A 16163-nucleotide genomic window follows, 5' to 3' on the forward strand; every position below is an offset into this window, starting at 1 on the left:
TTCATATTTCGCCACTACCCTTTCCAGAATGGAAAACCTTGGATCCTCTTGATGATCAATCCCCTGCATTTCGATCTGCTGTCGTTACGCCTGCTGATCTTCGCCGCCGAATCCGGCAACCTGACCCGCGCCGCCGAAAAGGCCAACATGACGGTCTCTGCGGCCAGCAAACGTCTGGCCGAGCTGGAGCGAACGACCCAGTGCCCGCTGTTCGTGCGTCTGCCAAGGGGGCTCGAACTGACTGCGGCGGGACAAGGGATCGTTGAACATGCCAGAACGATTCTGGAAGGTGTGAACCGGATGGCGTGCGACGCCAGTGATTACGCGGTCGGGGTGCGTGGGCATGTGCGGTTGTTCGCCAACACTTCCGCCGTCGTCCAGTTCCTGCCGGATGACCTCGCGTCGTTCCTGCGGGCGAACCCGAACGTGCGTATCGGACTGGAAGAAGCACTCAGCGAACCCATCATTCAAGCCGTGGAAAACGGGCGTGCCGACATCGGCATTTTTGCCGATAACGTACCGGCTGAGGGTCTTTACAAACTGCCCTATCGTGACGACCGACTCGTACTCCTGGTGCCGGTCGGCCATGAACTGGCCAATGAGCGCAGCGTGTCCTTTGCCGACACGCTTGGCTTCGATTATGTAGCGCTCAACCAGGGCAGCTCGTTGCTGCGCAGAATCACCGATGCCGCCGTGAGTGCGGGCAAAATCCTCAAGGTCCGAATCCAGGTCAGCAGCTTCGACGGCATCTGCCGCATGATCGAAGCCGGTTTGGGCATCGGGATTCTGCCGTTGTCATCCGTACGTGCCGAACTGCTCGGTACCCGCCTGATCGCTGTCGACTTGAGCGATGACTGGGCGCACCGTACCTTGTTCGTGGGGGTCACGAGTCAGGCGCAACTGACGCCGGAAGCGGCCAAGTTGTTTGAGTATCTGAGCAACGTGCATGGCTGACCCTGTCGCTGGTTCAACGCTGTTCTTTTCACACCAGCCGAATGAGCAACAAGACCAACAGCACATTCAATACGGCCAGAGAAGTCAGGCCAGCCAGCACACTGCCAGCACCCCAGGTCTGCAACAGGTAACCGCCCGCGATGGGGGTCAAGGCTTGTCCAATGAGCGAAGGCCGCGCCATACGCCCCATCAGCAAAACATAAAGGGTGGGCGACATCAGGGTCAGTGGCAGCAGGCCTCGAACGATCGCCCGCAAACCATTACCCGCGCCGTAGATCACCAGACCTAGCGCGGTCATTGCCGGCGCGATCGTCACCAACAGCAGACCGATTGCCACGAATACCACGGAGATCAACGTCGTCCAGATCGGGTGTCGCTTTCGCGAAAACACTTGTAGAACGCGCGAACCTACCTGGCTCGGCCCCAGCAAGGCGCTCAGTCCGATGGCAGCTGCAAGTGAGTAGCCCTGCCCCTGCAACAATGAAATCAGCTGGACCGACATCGCCGTCATGATCACTGCACCCAGCGCAAAAATCAGCGTGAGCAGCAGGTAGATCCTACGATCGATTGAGAGGTTTTCATCACCCATTGCCTGGCTTTTTGCGAGAGGCCCCGCACCTCGCGCCAGCACCCAGAGATAAAGCGGTGCCACGGCAATGACCAATAACACCCCATACGCCACGCACGTCGTGCGCCAGCCAACGTGCTCGATGACCAGTGCAACCGCGGGCCACGACAGTGTTGTCGCAAACCCTGAAATAAGCGTAATCCCGGTAATCGCACTACCCGCGCGCTCCCCGTATAGGGAACCTAAAGCGGCGAATAGCGCTTCATACAGCCCCAGCGCCATACCGACGCCAATCACTGCCCAGGACAAAAGAAACATCGGCAACGAGGTCGAGCTGGCCATCAGAAACAACCCGATGGCGACGCCCAGGCCGCTACTGGCCAGGATGGGGCGGCCACCGTAGCGGGCGATAAGCCGACTGGTCAATGGCGCCAGCATCGCAGAAACCAGAATGCTCAGAGACAGTGCGCCATACACCCATTGGCTGGCCCAACCGGTCTCTCTCATAATCGGATCGGCCATGACGGCCATCAGGAAGAACGAACCTCCCCAGACCAGAACTTGCAGCATCCCCAATATAAAAATGCCGAATACGCCAGGCAATCGCGTTTGTTGGTTCAAGACAGTGTCATCAGTGGTGAGAAACTATTACACGGAGGGGCTAACAGATCGAACGAGAATTCAAAGCATGTGTCCGGCCCAAATCTTGCGATTGACCAGGTCTGCAGCAATTTCGATGAAGACATCTCCGACGAATTTGGCAGCCGGACTGACCCGTCTGTCTGCAGGAAAGACCTGAACCAATTTGCGCATTGGAACGGGGTCGACCAAGGGGGCGGCACTGAGCACGCCAGATTCGATTTGCGTGTAAATCGATGCCAAAGGCAGAGCGGTCAAGCCGAACCCATTGCAGACCAAGGCGATCATCGCGCCAAAGGAGTCGGCTTCAACGCTGGTCTTCAGCTTGATCCCGACTTCACGCGCGCAATCATCCAGAATCACGCGAAGGCTATGTCGAGCACTCGGCAATACCAATTGCTGCTCAGCCAAAGACTCGAACGACACCGGCGTATCAAGACGCAGGTTGGCGCTGGCGGGGCCGACCAACAGCAGATTTTCCATCATCACCGGCACGATACGCAGCGTATGCAGGGGCTGGGGATCGTAAGAAATCGCCAGCTCCAATTCGCCTCGCTGCACCCAATCCAGCAGATAGCCGCTGAAGGCCGAGGAAAACCTGACAGCGAGATTCGGATGCGCTTCTTTGATCTTGCGCACCAGAGGGACTGTGACAATTTCCGCTACCGTCGGCGTCGTACCGATAACGACCGTTCCCCGAAAAGAGGTCTTTCCGCCTACAACAGAACTTCGAATGGACTCCATTTCTTCCATGATGCGGGTGGCATGCGCCAGCACTTCGCGACCGGCATCGGTAATCTCCATGCCTCGCCCATGTCGATCAAACAGGTAGGTGCCAAGCTCTTTTTCCAACAATCGAATTTGTCGGCTGAGTGCCGGTTGTGCGATGTGTAGCCGGTCGGAGGCCTTGCTGAGACTGCCCAGCTCGGCCACATGAATCAGGGTTTTGAGTTGAACGACATCCATTACCAGGCCAGTCAGCATCGGGCTCGGCGCGATATGCGTCGAAAGTGGTGTGAGTGTAATCGCATTTGCGCACCTTGGAATGCCCCGCAAACCGCGTGTCGTGAGGCCTCAAGACTTTCGAGCCGGCTGTATGCCCCAGCCCGCTGGGGCTACACGCCAAGCTATAGAATTTAGGTATATCAGTTAGGCCCGCCTGACGGCTTATTACCCTCCTGACTCTGCGGTAGCGTGCAATCAACGTCGGCGCCAAAGAGCGCTCGACTCACTACAAGAATAAGATTCGAGGGCTCGCGCCATGATGTTCAATGCTTCGTCTTACCTGACCTTACCGATTTCCCCGGGCCACATACAGTTCGCCACGCTCGTGCATCCTCCCTCCCCCCTTCTCTTCAGAAAACCGGCCGTGAGCGGGTACACGCCTTTTCGTTAAACCCAAAAAACCATCGAGTCAGTCGCGCTCCTCGTCCCCCCTCGCCTTGAAGAAAGGGTGAATAACATGTCCGCATCAATCACAGACACCAAAGATCACGCTGCCGAAGCCGCTCCGATGAGAGCACCGAACCGCGTCAAAGCCATCATGGGTGCCTGCTCGGGCAATCTGGTGGAGTGGTACGACTTTTTCATTTACGCCTACACCGCCATCTACTTTGCCGCTTCGTTTTTCCCCAAGGGAGACACCACTAGCCAGCTACTGGCGACTGCGGGCGTCTTCGCCGTCGGTTTTTTCATGCGCCCGCTCGGTGGCTGGATATTCGGCTGGATTGCTGACACTCGCGGCCGCAAGGTCTCGATGATTATCTCGGTGTTCATGATGTGCGCCGGCTCGTTGCTGATCGCCGTCATGCCGACCTACGCAACCATAGGGGTCGCGGCGCCGATCCTGCTCGTGGTTGCCAGGCTGATTCAGGGCCTGTCGGTCGGTGCGGAATACGGCACTGGCGCCACCTACATCAGCGAAATCGCGACACCGGGCCGGCGCTGTTTCTATGGCTCGTTTCAGTACTTCACCATCATTGCCGGCCAATTGCTGGCCTTGATGACCGTAGTCATTCTCCAGCAAACCCTGACCGGCGAGGAGTTGCGTGAATGGGGCTGGAGGATTCCGTTCTTCATCGGCGCCTTGAGCTCGATCGTGGTGGTGTATCTGCGCCGCGCCATGCATGAAACCGCCACCAAGAAAGACATGAGCCGCAAAGACGCCGGCTCTCTGCGCGGCATGTTCAAACACAAGCGGGCCGTTGCCCTGGTGGTGGCGTTCACCATCGGCGGTTCACTGTATTTCTATACCTTCACCACCTACATGCAAAAGTTTCTGGTGATCTCCGCCGGTTTCAACCCGGAAACGGTCAGCTTCATCATGACCGCGGCCCTGGTCGGCTTCATGTTCTGCCAGCCACTGTTTGGCTTGCTCGCTGACCGTATCGGGATCAAGGCACACATGCTGATGTTTTCCGGATTGGCCATGCTGCTGGTGATCCCCCTGCTCTATTCGCTGCAGTCAGTTAGCAGCCCGTTTACAGCGTTCCTGCTGGTGTTCGGCGGCCTGGTCATTGCGTCGCTCTACACACCGATTGCCGGGATCGTCAAAGCTGAACTGTTCCCGCCTGCGGTGCGTGCTCTGGGCGTGGGCTTTCCGTACGCTGTCGGCAATGCGGCATTCGGCGGCACCGCTGAGTACGTGGCCTTGTCACTCCGGTCCCAAGGCATTGAGGAGTATTTCTTCTTCTATGTCGCAGCCGTAGTGACCATCACTTTCATCGCCGCGATGCTGATGCCGAACCTGTCGCGCTACGGGTACATCAGCGGTTCCGGTGAGGTCGAAGAGCGCACCGGTTTGAAGGGGTGCGCAAAGTCGCACGCTGCGAGCGTTTGAAACACTGACGATTACAGCAGGTAATTGAAAAGGGCCCATGAGATCCATGGGCCCTTTTTTGCAACCGCAGGAAGCCCTCAGGACGACCAGACTCACCCGGTAAGGCTGCTCGCCTGAAAATCGGCGATCTGTTGCCACATCGCGACGGGGTTGGAATACATCGGGAAATGCCCGCAGTCAGGAATGGGCGCCAGCCGGACACCTTCGGCCTGGATATGCGAGAGATAGGACAATGAAGCGTTCTGTTCGCCGTACATGAACATCCTTGGGCATTTCAACCCGAGAAATTTGCCCATCAGATCGGCATTATCRGAGAGATCGACCATCGACTGGAAAATCCCTCGCACCGCACCAGCACGCACCTTGTGCCGCAAGCTCGCGGAATAAAGCGCACTGGCGTAGGCCGGGGCGTGCCGGGCACGTTCAATGAAGGCCACGAAAAACGCATCGGGATCGTTGCTCGGATAGTCAACGATCTGTCGGCTGAGAAAGCAGTCCTCCGGGGCGATATTGCCCTCGATATCGACGAAGCTGAGCACTCGGCCCGGGAACTGATGGGCCAGCATCAGCGCGGTCAGCCCCCCCATGGAATGGCCGACCAGATGGAAGCGTTCGATGCCAAAATGCTCGAGCACCTGCAGCGCCGTCTGCAGCAGAAAGGGAATCGATATCCTGGACAGGTCATTGCACTGGCTTTCGCCGCAACCCGGTGCGTCGTAAGCCACGAAAGGGTGACCCGCGAATGCGGGCTGCTGCACGATGTCGGCATAGTCTTCTTTGGTCGAACCAAAACCATGCAGGAACACGATCGGCGCCAGGACGCCGTCGCGATGGAGGGCGGCCACGTTCAGTTGGACACCCTCCACCGTCAGGGGGAGTTGCACGTGAGTGAACGTTTCTGGTGAGGGCAACTTGTTGACTCCTTGAGCGAAAAGGTTGGGCCGAACCTGGGTCGCCGGCAGCCAGGTTCGCAATTTCAAGGGAATCGAACCTTCTGTAAATTCCTAATACGGGAAGGCTTACATACGCCAAACCTATCACTCGTATTCACGCAAGGGCCTTGGTCAACTCACGCCCGGGATTGGAGCCGGGTGACCAGCTCCTCCACCAGCGGGTTGGGCCGATCTGCATTCCAGGCCACCGCTGTGGTCACGACATTGAGCTTCTGGCTCAGCGCTCGAAACACCACGTTGTCGGGCGCCAGTTTTTTCAGCGACGCCGGTACCAGCGCGATGCCCTGGCCGCAGCTGACAAAGGCAATTTGCGAGGCGACCGAGCGCACTTCATGCAGCACGCGCGGGGAAAAACCGCTGGCGCGGCAGGTCGCGATCAAATTGTCAAAGTAGACCGGACTGACCTTTCGGGAAAACATCACCAAGGGTTCAGTGGCCAGGCTGGACAGGCTGATTCGCGTGCGCGCAGCCAAGGGGTGATCGCTGGGCAGGGCCACAACCAGGCGGTCCTGAGTCAGCGGCAGTGATTTGATCGAGACCCCCAAATCGCCGTCCAGCCGGGCGAAGGCCAGGTCGATGTCCCCTGCTTCCAGCGCCGGCACGGCTTCGACGCTGTCGATCTCCCGTACAGAGACAGTGAGATGCGGGTAATCGCTCTTCAATTGCTCGATCAAACCCGGCAAGACATCGAACATGGCCGTGGAAATCGCGCCAATGGTCAACATCCCCGACTGCCCCGCCACCGCCTCCTCCACAGCGAGTTCCAGACGTTCCAGTTGGTCGGCAAACTTGCGCACCGCCGGCAGAATCGCCGCCCCCACCGGAGTCAGCTTCGCACCGCGTCGCGAACGGTCGAACAGCTTCACCTTGAGCGCCTGCTCCAGCACCTGGATCTGCTCGCTCAGCGGTGGCTGGGACATGCCCAAACGCTTGGCCGCGCGGCCGAAATTCTGTTCTTCGGCAACGGCCAGGAACAACCAGAGATGACGAATCAGACGAAAATTGATCATGATTAATCCATAGGTTTAACGTATCTAACGTATCTGTGATTCGTAATATACCTATGAAACTGCATCGCCGACACTGGGCGCCTCCGTCACCACAGGGGCTTCCCCATGACCCATAAGAGTTTGCTGGATCGCTTGGCGGCGCTGGATACCAACACGGTTTCCGATGCGCTCGACTTCCTCGGCCTGCCGGGCGCCACCGTTGGGCTGCGCCCATTGTGGAACTGCCCGAAGATAGTCGGCCGCGCCAGCACCGTGCTGCTGGCTCCTAAAACGGACAACGTCCCCACTGTGCACCTGATTACCCCCGTGGTGGAACAGATCGACAGTGACGATCGTGTGCTGGTGATCGCCGGYGGCATCGAAGGCATCTCCTGCTGGGGCGATATCCTCGCCAATGCAGCAGTCGGCAAGAAAGTACGCGGCACGGTAATCGACGGCTTCAGCCGCGACATCGATGGCAGCGAGTCGATTGGCTACCCGGTATATGGCCGTGGCGTCACCATGATCAGCGCGCGCAATCGGGTGGTGCAGATCGATGCCGCCGTGACGATCGATGTGGCGGGCGTCGACGTCAGCGAAGACGACTATGTCATCGCCGATAACTGCGGAACGGTGTTCGTGCCCCAGGCTTACATCGAGCAGGTAGTCGATCTTGGTGAGCGCATTACCCGTCGCCAGGACGGCATGGTGGAAGCTGTTCGCAGCGGCCGCTCAGTGGCCGAAGTGATGCATGACACCCAGTTCGAAGCTATTCAGGTGGAGCGTTCCTGATGAATCTTGAAGACCAAGCACTTGTCGCCCTGTTTGAAGGCCTGGACACCCCTGGCGTCTCCGATGCCCTGGACAAACTCGGCCTGCCCGGTCAATGCCTGGGCGTGGCACCGCTGGACAACTACTGCAAGGTCATCGTCGGACCAGCCTTCACCGTGCAGTACGTTTCGGCCAGCGTGCCGCCTGGAACCGTGGGCGATTTCATCGAAGACGTGCTCCCCGGTGACGTCGTGGTGATCGACAACGGTGGCCGCACCGACTGCACGGTATGGGGCGACATCATGACCCAGTACGCCGGCAGCCGGCAGATCGCCGCAACGGTCATCGACGGTGTATGCCGTGACGTGAACAAGGCCTTGGGCGACGGCTATCCGATCTTCAGCAAGGGTCGCTTCATGCGCACCGGCAAGGACCGCGTGCAGGTTCAATCCGTCAATCAGCCAGTGTCCATCGGCACGGCCCGGGTGTGTGCCCGTGACATCGTGGTGGCCGACGCCAACGGCGTGGTGATTGTGCCTCGCGCCCGGGCAGCAGAAGTAGCGGCGTGCGCCCGCCAGATCGAGTCGGTAGAAGCCGACATTCGTGCACTGATCGCTCAAGGCAAAACCCTTAAAGAAGCCCGGGCCGCACTCGGATACCACAGCCTGCAGAGGAAAGTCTGATGACCACGCTCCCCCTCCCGTTGAACTTCCACGAACGAGCAAAAGTCCTTGGCAGCTCGACGCTGTTTGAGGCGTCCCATCTGCCCTGTGCGGTCGACAGTGATATTCGCCCGATATGGGATGGCGCCTTCATCGCCGCGCCGGCCTACCCACTGGAGTGCTCGCCGGGTGACAACCTGTCATTGCACCTGGCCATGGAGCGCGTGCCACGGGGCAGCGTGCTGGTGGTGGGCACCGGAAGTTTCATCGCCGGTTACTGGGGCGAAGTGCTGACTGTGGCTGCCGAAGCGGCCGGTGTTGTCGGTTTGGTCATAGATGGTGGCGTTCGCGATATTGCGGCCCTGAAAAAACGCCAGTTTCCGGTATTTGCCCGTGGCATCTCGGTCAAAGGCACAGTAAAGGTCAGCGCTCCCTCGGTCGGGCAGGCGTTCAACTTCAACGGTGCACACGTCTCGCCAGGTGATCTGGTAGTGGCAGACGATGACGGTGTGATCATCATTCCCAAGGCCGATGCGGCACGTACCCTGGCCGAAGGCGAAGCGCGCGCGAGCAAGGAAGCGCAGATGATGCAGGCGTTGACCGAAGGCCGCTCGACCCTGGAACTGATGAACCTGACTGAGTGGAGAACCCGCGCATGAGCACCGATATACAGCGCCTGAATCAGCGTCTGGCCAGTGCGCAGCCGTCTGCGACTTATCGAATCATGGACCGGGTGGCAGAACGTCGGGCGCAAGGTGCGCAGATCATTTCGCTGTGCGCCGGCGAGCCAGATTTCGATACGCCCAAACATGTACGTGAAGCTGCCATTCGCGCCATTGAACACGGCCACACCCGTTACACCCAGGTCGCCGGAGTACGTCCACTGCGAGAAGCGGTGGCCGCCAAGTTCCGCCGTGAGAACGGCCTGGACGTTACCTGGCAAGACACCCTTGTCTGCAACGGTGGCAAGCAGGTGATCTACAACGCCTTGGCCGCGACCCTCAATGAGGGTGACGAAGTCATCGTGCCGGCGCCGTACTGGGTCAGTTACCCGGAGATGGTGCAACTGTGCGGCGGTGAAAGCAAAATCGTCACTTGCGATGCCGCTACCGGATTCAAGCTGACGCCCGCGGCGCTGGCCACAGCGATCACGCCGCAGACCCGCTGGCTAATCCTCAACTCGCCGTCCAACCCGACGGGGGCGGTGTACAGCCGGAAGGAGCTTCACGCCTTGGCGCAGGTGTTGTTGGCACACCCTCACGTGTTGATTCTGGCCGATGACATCTACGAACACCTGATCTTCGACGATCAAGCGTTCCATACCCTGGCCCAGGTTGAACCACGACTGGTGGCGCGTACCCTGACCATSAACGGCGTTTCCAAGGCCTACGCCATGACSGGCTGGCGCATCGGTTTTGCCACAGGGCCACGCTGGCTGCTGGAGGCCATGGAAAAACTGCAAGGTCAGCAAACCTCAGGGCCAAGCTCGATTTCGCAACAGGCCGCACTCGCCGCGCTGGAAGGGCCCAAGGACTTCATCCGCGAAAGCCGCGCCGCGTTCCAGGGGCGTCGCGATTTGATGGTGGAGCTTCTGAACGCCACACCAGGTCTTGAATGCGTCAGCCCAGCGGGGGCGTTTTACGCGTTCGCTTCCTGTGCGGGGTTGATCGGTCGTACCTCGGCGGGCGGTCGAGTGCTGCACACTGACGAAGATGTAGCCCATGCACTGCTCGACGAAGCGAACGTGGCGGTGGTGCACGGCAGCGCCTTTGGCCTTGGCCCCTACATTCGCATTGCCTACGCCCTGGATGACGCGTCATTGCGCAAGGCTTGTGAGGCCATACACGCATTCTGTAGCGCCCTGCGTTAACCCAGTGTGTTTGGACGAACCCGGCCATCGCCGGGTTTCGTTTTTCCCGACACAGGTCAGACAGTCAACGGTTTATCCTCCACGCCAACCGAAGCGTCCAGCGCGGCGGCGTCTCGCTCGGCCTCATCCTCACCCACCAACTCACCCTCCCACTTGGCCACCACTGCCGTTGCAATAGAGTTACCCACCGCGTTGGTCGCCGAACGGCCCATATCAAGGAACGTGTCGATCCCAAGAATCAGCAGCAAACCGGCTTCAGGAATATCGAACTGGGTCAGCGTCGCGGCAATAACCACCAATGACGCACGGGGCACGCCGGCCATGCCTTTGGAGGTCAGCATCAACGTCAACAGCATGGTGATCTGCGTGCCGATGGACATCTCGATGCCATACGCCTGAGCGATGAACAGCACGGCAAACGTGCAGTACATCATCGAACCGTCGAGGTTGAAGGAATACCCCATGGGCATGACGAAACTGGAGATCCTGCGCCTGACCCCGAAACGGTCCAGCGCATGAAGAATCTTCGGGTAAGCCGACTCGGAACTGGCCGTGGCGAAAGACAGGAGGAACGCCTCCCTGATCAGCACCACCAGTTTGAATACACGCCGCCCCAGGAACATCCAGCCGGCAAAAATCAACATCGCCCAGAGTACGATCAGTCCAAAATAGAAGTCGCGCATGAAAACCGCGAACTTCACCAGAATGTAGAGTCCGTTGACCGCCACGGTCGCGGCCATGGCTGCCATCACTGCCAGCGGTGCGAGTTTCATCACATAACCAGTGACTTTCAACATCGCCTGGGACAGCTCCTCGATAACATTGATCAGCCCGTGGGCCTTCTTGCCCAGAGAAGCCAACGCCACACCGAAAAACAGCGAAAACACCACGATCTGCAGAATTTCGTTTGTGGCCATGGCCTCCGCGAATGACCTGGGCACCAAATGCGTCGCGAAATCCTTCAGGGTGAACACCGATGTTTGCAGGTTGGTCGCACTGGTCACCTCCGGCAATGGCAAGCCCAGGTATTGCCCGGGTTGCAGCAGGTTGGCCATCACCAATCCCACCGACAGCGAAATCAACGACGCGGTGACGAACCAGCCTAGCGCCTTGCAAAAGACCCGGCCCACCGCGCTCGCGTCGCCCATGTGGGCGATGCCCACCACCAGCGTCGAAAACACCAAGGGGCCGATGAGCATTTTGATCAGGCGTAGAAAAATGTCGGAGATGATCGAGATGTAACCGGCAACTCGGGTCGCCGCCGCTTTGTCCGGGAAACTCAGGAAAATCATGTAGCCGATAAGGATCCCCAGCAGCATGGCGATCAGAATGCCTGCCGCAGCCGGTAGCCTGTTTTTCATAACACACCTGTTGTCGTATTTTCTGGAAAGTAGCCCGGGCAAACGCCCGCGTGATCACGCGATAGCGTTGAAAAGCGCAAGGTCAGCCGCGGCGCTACGGAATGAAAAAGGCAAGTGCAAAGTGCCAGTAACGGCAGCTCGAGGATGGATGCGGGCGGAACAGGTCATGAACAGAGGACAGGACGGGGCAAGCCAACTGCAGGAGGCTGTCAAACATAGGTGCAACCCTCGGATCTTATAGTTGTGGTTGCGTCGGTTACGCGCTGTAACGACGTAGCCGGAAAACTACGCTAGTCCTCCTCCCCCAATAAGAGCCGATCGCGCTCTACCAGATATGCCCAAATGCTATGGCGGCGTGCTCAAGCTCAGCGCTTTCGCGAACGGCAAGTTCTCGGTTTCTACCTTCCCATAATTCTCGGTTATCGCCGCTCACCGCAGCGCAACGCGTTCGCCGCCCAGCTATACAAAACGGGCATATCTCAAAGACAAAAACGGTAGTCGTCGTTCTCCTCCAGCGCTCCCAGAATGAGTGAAAACACAAAAGCAGCACTGCTTGGGAGATAGGCATGTCAACAGAAGCGGAACAAACCGTGGGGCAGGATTGGCAGGAGGACGTGTTCCGCGTGCTCAAGGCCCACGACGTCAAACACGTGGTCTTCGTACCAGATGCAGGTCACTCGGCGGCCATCCGCATGTCGTATGCCGACCCGGACATCAAGGCCGTCGTCCTTACCACCGAAGAAGAAGGCATTGGCTACCTCGCCGGCGCCTGGCTTGGCGGTGAGCGTGGCGCCCTCTTGATGCAGTCCAGCGGTGTCGGTAACTGCATCAACACCCTGGCACTTCAGGTGTGTGCCGGTTTCCCGCTGTTGATGGTGGTCACCATGCGTGGCGATTGGGCCGAATTCAACGCCTGGCAGAACCCGATGGGCCAGGCCACCGAAGCCTCCCTGAACTTGATGAAAGTCATGACCTGGCGTGCGGACGTGCCTACAGATGTCGCCCCGCTGCTACACGGTGCCGCGACCATGGCCTTCAACGGTGATTCCGCCACTGCCTTGCTGCTCGGCCAGCGACTGATTGGAGAAAAGAAATGGGTCAAGTAAGCGCAAACCACACCCTGTGCCGCCGTGAAGTGGTCAAGGCCTTGCTGGCCGACCGCAAAGACGTGCTGGTCGTGACCGGACTGGGTTCGGCGTCCTATGACGTCATGGCGGCCGGTGACAATGATCTGAATTACTACCTCTGGGCCGCCATGGGCAGTGCGATCACAGTCGGCCTGGGTCTGGCCAATGCCCAGCCGGACAAGTCGGTGGTGGTGGTCACCGGTGACGGTGAGTTGCTCATGGGGTTTGGCGCCCTCGCCACGGTGGCGCTGCAGAAACCCGCCAACCTGACCATCGCGGTTCTGGATAACGGTCACTTCGGTGAAACCGGCATGCAAGTCAGCCACGCCGGTTTCGGTATTTCCCTGGACCAGGTGGCAAAGACCTGCGGCTTCAGCTGGACAGACGAAATTCGCGACATGGAAGGCGTACACAACCTGCGCGAACGCTTCGCCAACCGCGATGGCGTCAAGCTCGCAACGATCAAGATCAAAGCGGAACACCCGCCTCGTGTACTGCCACCGCGTGACGGTCACTACATCAAGAATCGCTTCCGTGCTGCATTGGGTTTCAACCCGATCTGATTGCGCCATACCCGCCCCCGTCACGCAGGGCACACGCCATGCGTGACGCGTTGAGGAGAATAATAATGACCGACCGCAACTCTGAAGAACTCAATGCCATCCGCGAGGGCGTACGCGCCCTGTGCGCCGAATTCGATGCCGCCTACTGGCGCAAAGTCGACGAAGAAAAAGGGTTTCCGGAAACCTTCGTCAAGGCCCTGACCGACGCCGGTTGGCTGGCGGCGATGATTCCTGTCGAATATGGCGGCTCCGGACTCGGGCTGGCCGAAGCGTCGGTAATCCTCGAAGAAGTGAACCGCTGTGGCGGCAATTCCGGCACCGTGCACGGGCAGATGTACAACATGTTCACCCTGCTGCGACACGGCAGCGAAGCGCAGAAAAGCTATTACCTGCCGAAACTGGCCAACGGTGAACTGCGCTTGCAATCGATGGGTGTGACCGAGCCCACCACCGGCACCGACACCACCAAGATAAAGACCACCGCTGTACGCAAAGGCGACAAGTACGTGATCAACGGGCAGAAGGTGTGGATCTCGCGAATCCAGCATTCCGACCTGATGATCCTGCTGGCGCGCACTACGCCCTTGGCCGAGGTGAAGAAGAAGTCCGAAGGCATGTCGATCTTTCTGGTCGACCTGCGCGAGGCCATCGGTAACGGCATGACCGTGCAGCCGATCGCCAACATGGTCAACCACGAGACCAACGAGTTGTTCTTCGACAACCTGGAAATCCCCGCTGACAGTTTGATCGGCGAGGAAGGCAAAGGTTTCCGGTACATCCTCGACGGCCTGAATGCCGAACGCACCCTGATCGCCGCCGAATGCATTGGCGACGGTCGCTGGTTTATCGAAAAAGCCAGTGCCTACGCCCGTGACCGTGTGGTGTTCGGGCGCCCGATCGGGCAGAACCAGGGCGTGCAGTTCCCCATCGCCGAAGCCCACATCGAAATCGAAGCGGCTGACCTGATGCGCTGGCGTGCCTGCGAAGAATACGATAGCGGCATCAACGCCGGAGCCAGCGCCAACATGGCCAAGTACCTGGCAGCAAAAGCGTCCTGGGAAGCGGCTAACGCCTGCTTGCAGACCCACGGCGGATTCGGCTTTGCCTGCGAATACGACGTCGAGCGCAAATTCCGCGAAACCCGTCTGTATCAGGTAGCGCCCATCTCTACCAACCTGATCTTGTCCTACGTTGCAGAACACCTGCTCGAACTGCCGCGCTCTTTCTAACAACAAGAGAGAAAAATCATGAGCCAGCCCAAAGGCCTCCGGCCGCTCGATGGCATTACTGTCGTCAGCCTTGAGCACGCTATTGCTGCGCCCTTCTGCACCCGACAACTGGCCGACCTCGGCGCCCGGGTGATCAAGGTCGAACGTCCAGGCACAGGCGATTTCGCCCGGGGCTACGACGAACGCGTCAACGGTCTTGCCTCGCACTTTGTCTGGACCAACCGTTCGAAAGAAAGCCTGACCCTCGACCTGAAGCAAGATTCAGCCACCGACGTGCTGGGCAGTTTGCTGGCCACCGCCGATGTGCTGGTGCAGAACCTGGCACCCGGTGCCGCTGCGCGAATGGGACTGTCATTTGAGGTGTTGCACCAGCGATTTCCGCGCCTGATTGTCTGTGACATTTCAGGCTATGGCGCCGGTGGTCCCTACGAAAAGAAAAAAGCTTACGACCTGTTGATCCAGAGTGAAGGCGGCTTCCTGTCGGTCACCGGCGGCCCCGGCGATGAAGAAATGGCCAAGGCTGGTTGCTCGATCGCCGACATCGCGGCCGGCATGTACGCCTACACCGGGATTCTGTCTGCCCTGCTGTTGCGCGAACGTACCGGCGAAGGCAGTCACCTTGATGTGTCGATGCTGGAAAGCCTGGTCGAGTGGATGAACTACCCGATGTACTACGCCTACAACGGCGCACCGCCGCCACCTCGCGCTGGTGCCGCGCACGCCACCATTTATCCCTATGGCCCCTTCCCCATTGGTGACGGCACCACCGTGATGCTGGGCTTACAGAACGAGCGTGAATGGCAGCTGTTTTGCGAGAAGGTGCTGCTTGCGCCTGAACTGGCCAAAGACCCGCGTTTCTCGGCCAACTTCAAACGTGTTGAGAGCCGCAATGCGCTACGGGAACTGATCATTGAATCGTTCTCCACGCTCAACTTCGATGCGGTGATTGATCGTCTGGACCATGCGCAAATCGCTAACGCTCGGGTGAACGATATGCAAGGTGTCTGGAACCATCCGCAACTTCAGGCCCGTGACCGTTGGCGAGAAGTCGAAACCTCCGCCGGCCCCATTCCAAGCCTGATCCCGCCCGTTAGCAACAGTGCGTTCGAGCCTCGTATGGATGCCGTGCCGGGCCTGGGCCAACACACCGAACAGCTACTCAAGGAATTGGGGCTGGGGACGGAGCGCATTGAAGAAATGCGTGCCGCCGGGGCCATCTGACTGCAACGAACAACTATTTTCGAGTGAACACTGCCCCATGAAGATCCTGGTAGCTGTGAAACGCGTGGTCGATTACAACGTGAAAGTTCGCGTCAAGGCGGACCATTCCGGCGTCGATCTTGCCAACGTCAAGATGTCGATGAACCCGTTCTGCGAAATCGCAGTGGAAGAAGCCGTACGCCTGAAGGAGAAGGGTATAGCGAGCGAAATCGTCGTGGTTTCGATTGGCTCGTCCACCGCTCAAGAGCAACTGCGCACCGCGCTGGCGCTGGGTGCCGACCGCGCCATCCTCGTCGAATCCGCCGAAGATCTGACTTCCCTGGCCGTTGCCAAACTGTTGAAAGCTGTTGTCGACAAGGAACAGCCTCAGCTGGTGATCCTTGGCAAACAGGCCATCGACAGCGACAACAACCAGAC

At 59.0% G+C, this 16163-nt stretch carries 16 protein-coding genes; 11 read left to right on the top strand and 5 right to left on the bottom strand.

The annotated features are described in order from the left end of the window. Positions 1 to 51: 51 nt before the first annotated feature. A complete protein-coding gene (locus AB4Z35_RS18030; RefSeq protein WP_007995882.1) occupies positions 52 to 954 on the top strand; it encodes a LysR family transcriptional regulator in 903 nt (300 codons plus the stop codon). Positions 955 to 982: 28 nt separating this feature from the next. Here AB4Z35_RS18030 and AB4Z35_RS18035 read toward each other — a convergent pair whose 3' ends face one another. Continuing rightward, entirely contained in the window at positions 983 to 2092 is a 1110-nt protein-coding gene (locus AB4Z35_RS18035; RefSeq protein ID WP_442098457.1) for an MFS transporter, read from the bottom strand. 111 nt (positions 2093 to 2203) lie between these two features. Then, positions 2204 to 3145 (bottom strand): LysR family transcriptional regulator, encoded by a 942-nt coding sequence (locus tag AB4Z35_RS18040; protein WP_442098441.1) that lies wholly within the window; start codon positions 3143 to 3145, stop codon positions 2204 to 2206. A 478-nt stretch (positions 3146 to 3623) separates the two neighbouring features. Here AB4Z35_RS18040 and AB4Z35_RS18045 point away from each other — a divergent pair, with 478 nt between their 5' ends. Continuing rightward, positions 3624 to 5000, top strand: coding sequence for an MFS family transporter (locus AB4Z35_RS18045; protein WP_442098442.1), 1377 nt, complete (start codon positions 3624 to 3626; stop codon positions 4998 to 5000). Between the two features lie 92 nt (positions 5001 to 5092). Here AB4Z35_RS18045 and AB4Z35_RS18050 read toward each other — a convergent pair whose 3' ends face one another. Further along, positions 5093 to 5911, bottom strand: a complete 819-nt coding sequence (locus tag AB4Z35_RS18050; RefSeq protein ID WP_442098458.1) for an alpha/beta fold hydrolase — start codon at positions 5909 to 5911, stop codon at positions 5093 to 5095. A 158-nt stretch (positions 5912 to 6069) separates the two neighbouring features. Further along, a complete protein-coding gene (locus AB4Z35_RS18055; protein ID WP_442098443.1) occupies positions 6070 to 6963 on the bottom strand; it encodes a LysR family transcriptional regulator in 894 nt (297 codons plus the stop codon). A gap of 105 nt (positions 6964 to 7068) precedes the next feature. Between AB4Z35_RS18055 and AB4Z35_RS18060 the strand changes: the two genes are divergently transcribed. Genes AB4Z35_RS18060 through AB4Z35_RS18075 form a run of 4 tightly spaced genes read left to right on the top strand, consistent with a single transcriptional unit; the run spans position 7069 to position 10245 of the window. Next, the gene (locus AB4Z35_RS18060; protein ID WP_442098445.1) at positions 7069 to 7734 is read left to right on the top strand and encodes an RraA family protein; all 666 of its coding nucleotides are present in this window, start codon (positions 7069 to 7071) and stop codon (positions 7732 to 7734) included. Further along, positions 7734 to 8396 carry an RraA family protein gene (locus AB4Z35_RS18065; protein ID WP_442098447.1) on the top strand — a complete coding sequence of 221 codons (663 nt, stop codon included), beginning with the start codon at positions 7734 to 7736 and terminating at the stop codon, positions 8394 to 8396. Before AB4Z35_RS18060 ends, AB4Z35_RS18065 begins: the two co-directional genes overlap by 1 nt. After that, positions 8396 to 9034, top strand: coding sequence for an RraA family protein (locus tag AB4Z35_RS18070; RefSeq protein ID WP_442098448.1), 639 nt, complete (start codon positions 8396 to 8398; stop codon positions 9032 to 9034). The genes AB4Z35_RS18065 and AB4Z35_RS18070 overlap by 1 nt, the downstream gene beginning before the upstream one ends. Beyond that, positions 9031 to 10245, top strand: a complete 1215-nt coding sequence (locus AB4Z35_RS18075; RefSeq protein ID WP_442098449.1) for a pyridoxal phosphate-dependent aminotransferase — start codon at positions 9031 to 9033, stop codon at positions 10243 to 10245. Before AB4Z35_RS18070 ends, AB4Z35_RS18075 begins: the two co-directional genes overlap by 4 nt. Positions 10246 to 10301: 56 nt before the next feature. Here AB4Z35_RS18075 and AB4Z35_RS18080 read toward each other — a convergent pair whose 3' ends face one another. Next, on the bottom strand, positions 10302 to 11606 hold the full coding sequence (locus AB4Z35_RS18080; RefSeq protein WP_442098450.1) for a dicarboxylate/amino acid:cation symporter: 1305 nt from the start codon (positions 11604 to 11606) through the stop codon (positions 10302 to 10304). 566 nt (positions 11607 to 12172) lie between these two features. Between AB4Z35_RS18080 and AB4Z35_RS18085 the strand changes: the two genes are divergently transcribed. From AB4Z35_RS18085 to AB4Z35_RS18105, 5 genes are all read left to right on the top strand, one after another. Further along, positions 12173 to 12712, top strand: coding sequence for a thiamine pyrophosphate-binding protein (locus tag AB4Z35_RS18085; protein ID WP_008001340.1), 540 nt, complete (start codon positions 12173 to 12175; stop codon positions 12710 to 12712). After that, entirely contained in the window at positions 12700 to 13296 is a 597-nt protein-coding gene (locus tag AB4Z35_RS18090) for a thiamine pyrophosphate-dependent enzyme (RefSeq protein WP_442098451.1), read from the top strand. Before AB4Z35_RS18085 ends, AB4Z35_RS18090 begins: the two co-directional genes overlap by 13 nt. Before the next feature lie 65 nt (positions 13297 to 13361). After that, positions 13362 to 14525, top strand: a complete 1164-nt coding sequence (locus AB4Z35_RS18095; RefSeq protein ID WP_442098452.1) for an acyl-CoA dehydrogenase family protein — start codon at positions 13362 to 13364, stop codon at positions 14523 to 14525. An 18-nt stretch (positions 14526 to 14543) separates the two neighbouring features. Continuing rightward, positions 14544 to 15746, top strand: coding sequence for a CaiB/BaiF CoA transferase family protein (locus AB4Z35_RS18100; protein WP_442098454.1), 1203 nt, complete (start codon positions 14544 to 14546; stop codon positions 15744 to 15746). Positions 15747 to 15783: 37 nt separating this feature from the next. Continuing rightward, the coding region (locus tag AB4Z35_RS18105; RefSeq protein ID WP_442098455.1) for an electron transfer flavoprotein subunit beta/FixA family protein at positions 15784 to 16163 on the top strand (380 nt) is incomplete at its 3' end.

This window comes from Pseudomonas sp. KB_15 (assembly GCF_052114525.1).
GTDB lineage: Bacteria > Pseudomonadota > Gammaproteobacteria > Pseudomonadales > Pseudomonadaceae > Aquipseudomonas.

Bases quoted from the DNA above. Each gene is read 5' to 3' on its own strand.
- AB4Z35_RS18090 (WP_442098451.1), top strand. From the start codon at position 12,700: ATGGGTCAAGTAAGCGCAAACCACACCCTGTGCCGCCGTGAAGTGGTC.
- AB4Z35_RS18100 (WP_442098454.1), top strand. From the start codon at position 14,544: ATGAGCCAGCCCAAAGGCCTCCGGCCGCTCGATGGCATTACTGTCGTC.
- AB4Z35_RS18040 (WP_442098441.1), bottom strand. From the start codon at position 3,145: ATGCTGACTGGCCTGGTAATGGATGTCGTTCAACTCAAAACCCTGATT.
- AB4Z35_RS18085 (WP_008001340.1), top strand. From the start codon at position 12,173: ATGTCAACAGAAGCGGAACAAACCGTGGGGCAGGATTGGCAGGAGGAC.
- AB4Z35_RS18045 (WP_442098442.1), top strand. From the start codon at position 3,624: ATGTCCGCATCAATCACAGACACCAAAGATCACGCTGCCGAAGCCGCT.
- AB4Z35_RS18035 (WP_442098457.1), bottom strand. From the start codon at position 2,092: ATGCTGCAAGTTCTGGTCTGGGGAGGTTCGTTCTTCCTGATGGCCGTC.
- AB4Z35_RS18095 (WP_442098452.1), top strand. From the start codon at position 13,362: ATGACCGACCGCAACTCTGAAGAACTCAATGCCATCCGCGAGGGCGTA.
- AB4Z35_RS18030 (WP_007995882.1), top strand. From the start codon at position 52: ATGATCAATCCCCTGCATTTCGATCTGCTGTCGTTACGCCTGCTGATC.
- AB4Z35_RS18055 (WP_442098443.1), bottom strand. From the start codon at position 6,963: ATGATCAATTTTCGTCTGATTCGTCATCTCTGGTTGTTCCTGGCCGTT.
- AB4Z35_RS18065 (WP_442098447.1), top strand. From the start codon at position 7,734: ATGAATCTTGAAGACCAAGCACTTGTCGCCCTGTTTGAAGGCCTGGAC.
- AB4Z35_RS18070 (WP_442098448.1), top strand. From the start codon at position 8,396: ATGACCACGCTCCCCCTCCCGTTGAACTTCCACGAACGAGCAAAAGTC.
- AB4Z35_RS18080 (WP_442098450.1), bottom strand. From the start codon at position 11,606: ATGAAAAACAGGCTACCGGCTGCGGCAGGCATTCTGATCGCCATGCTG.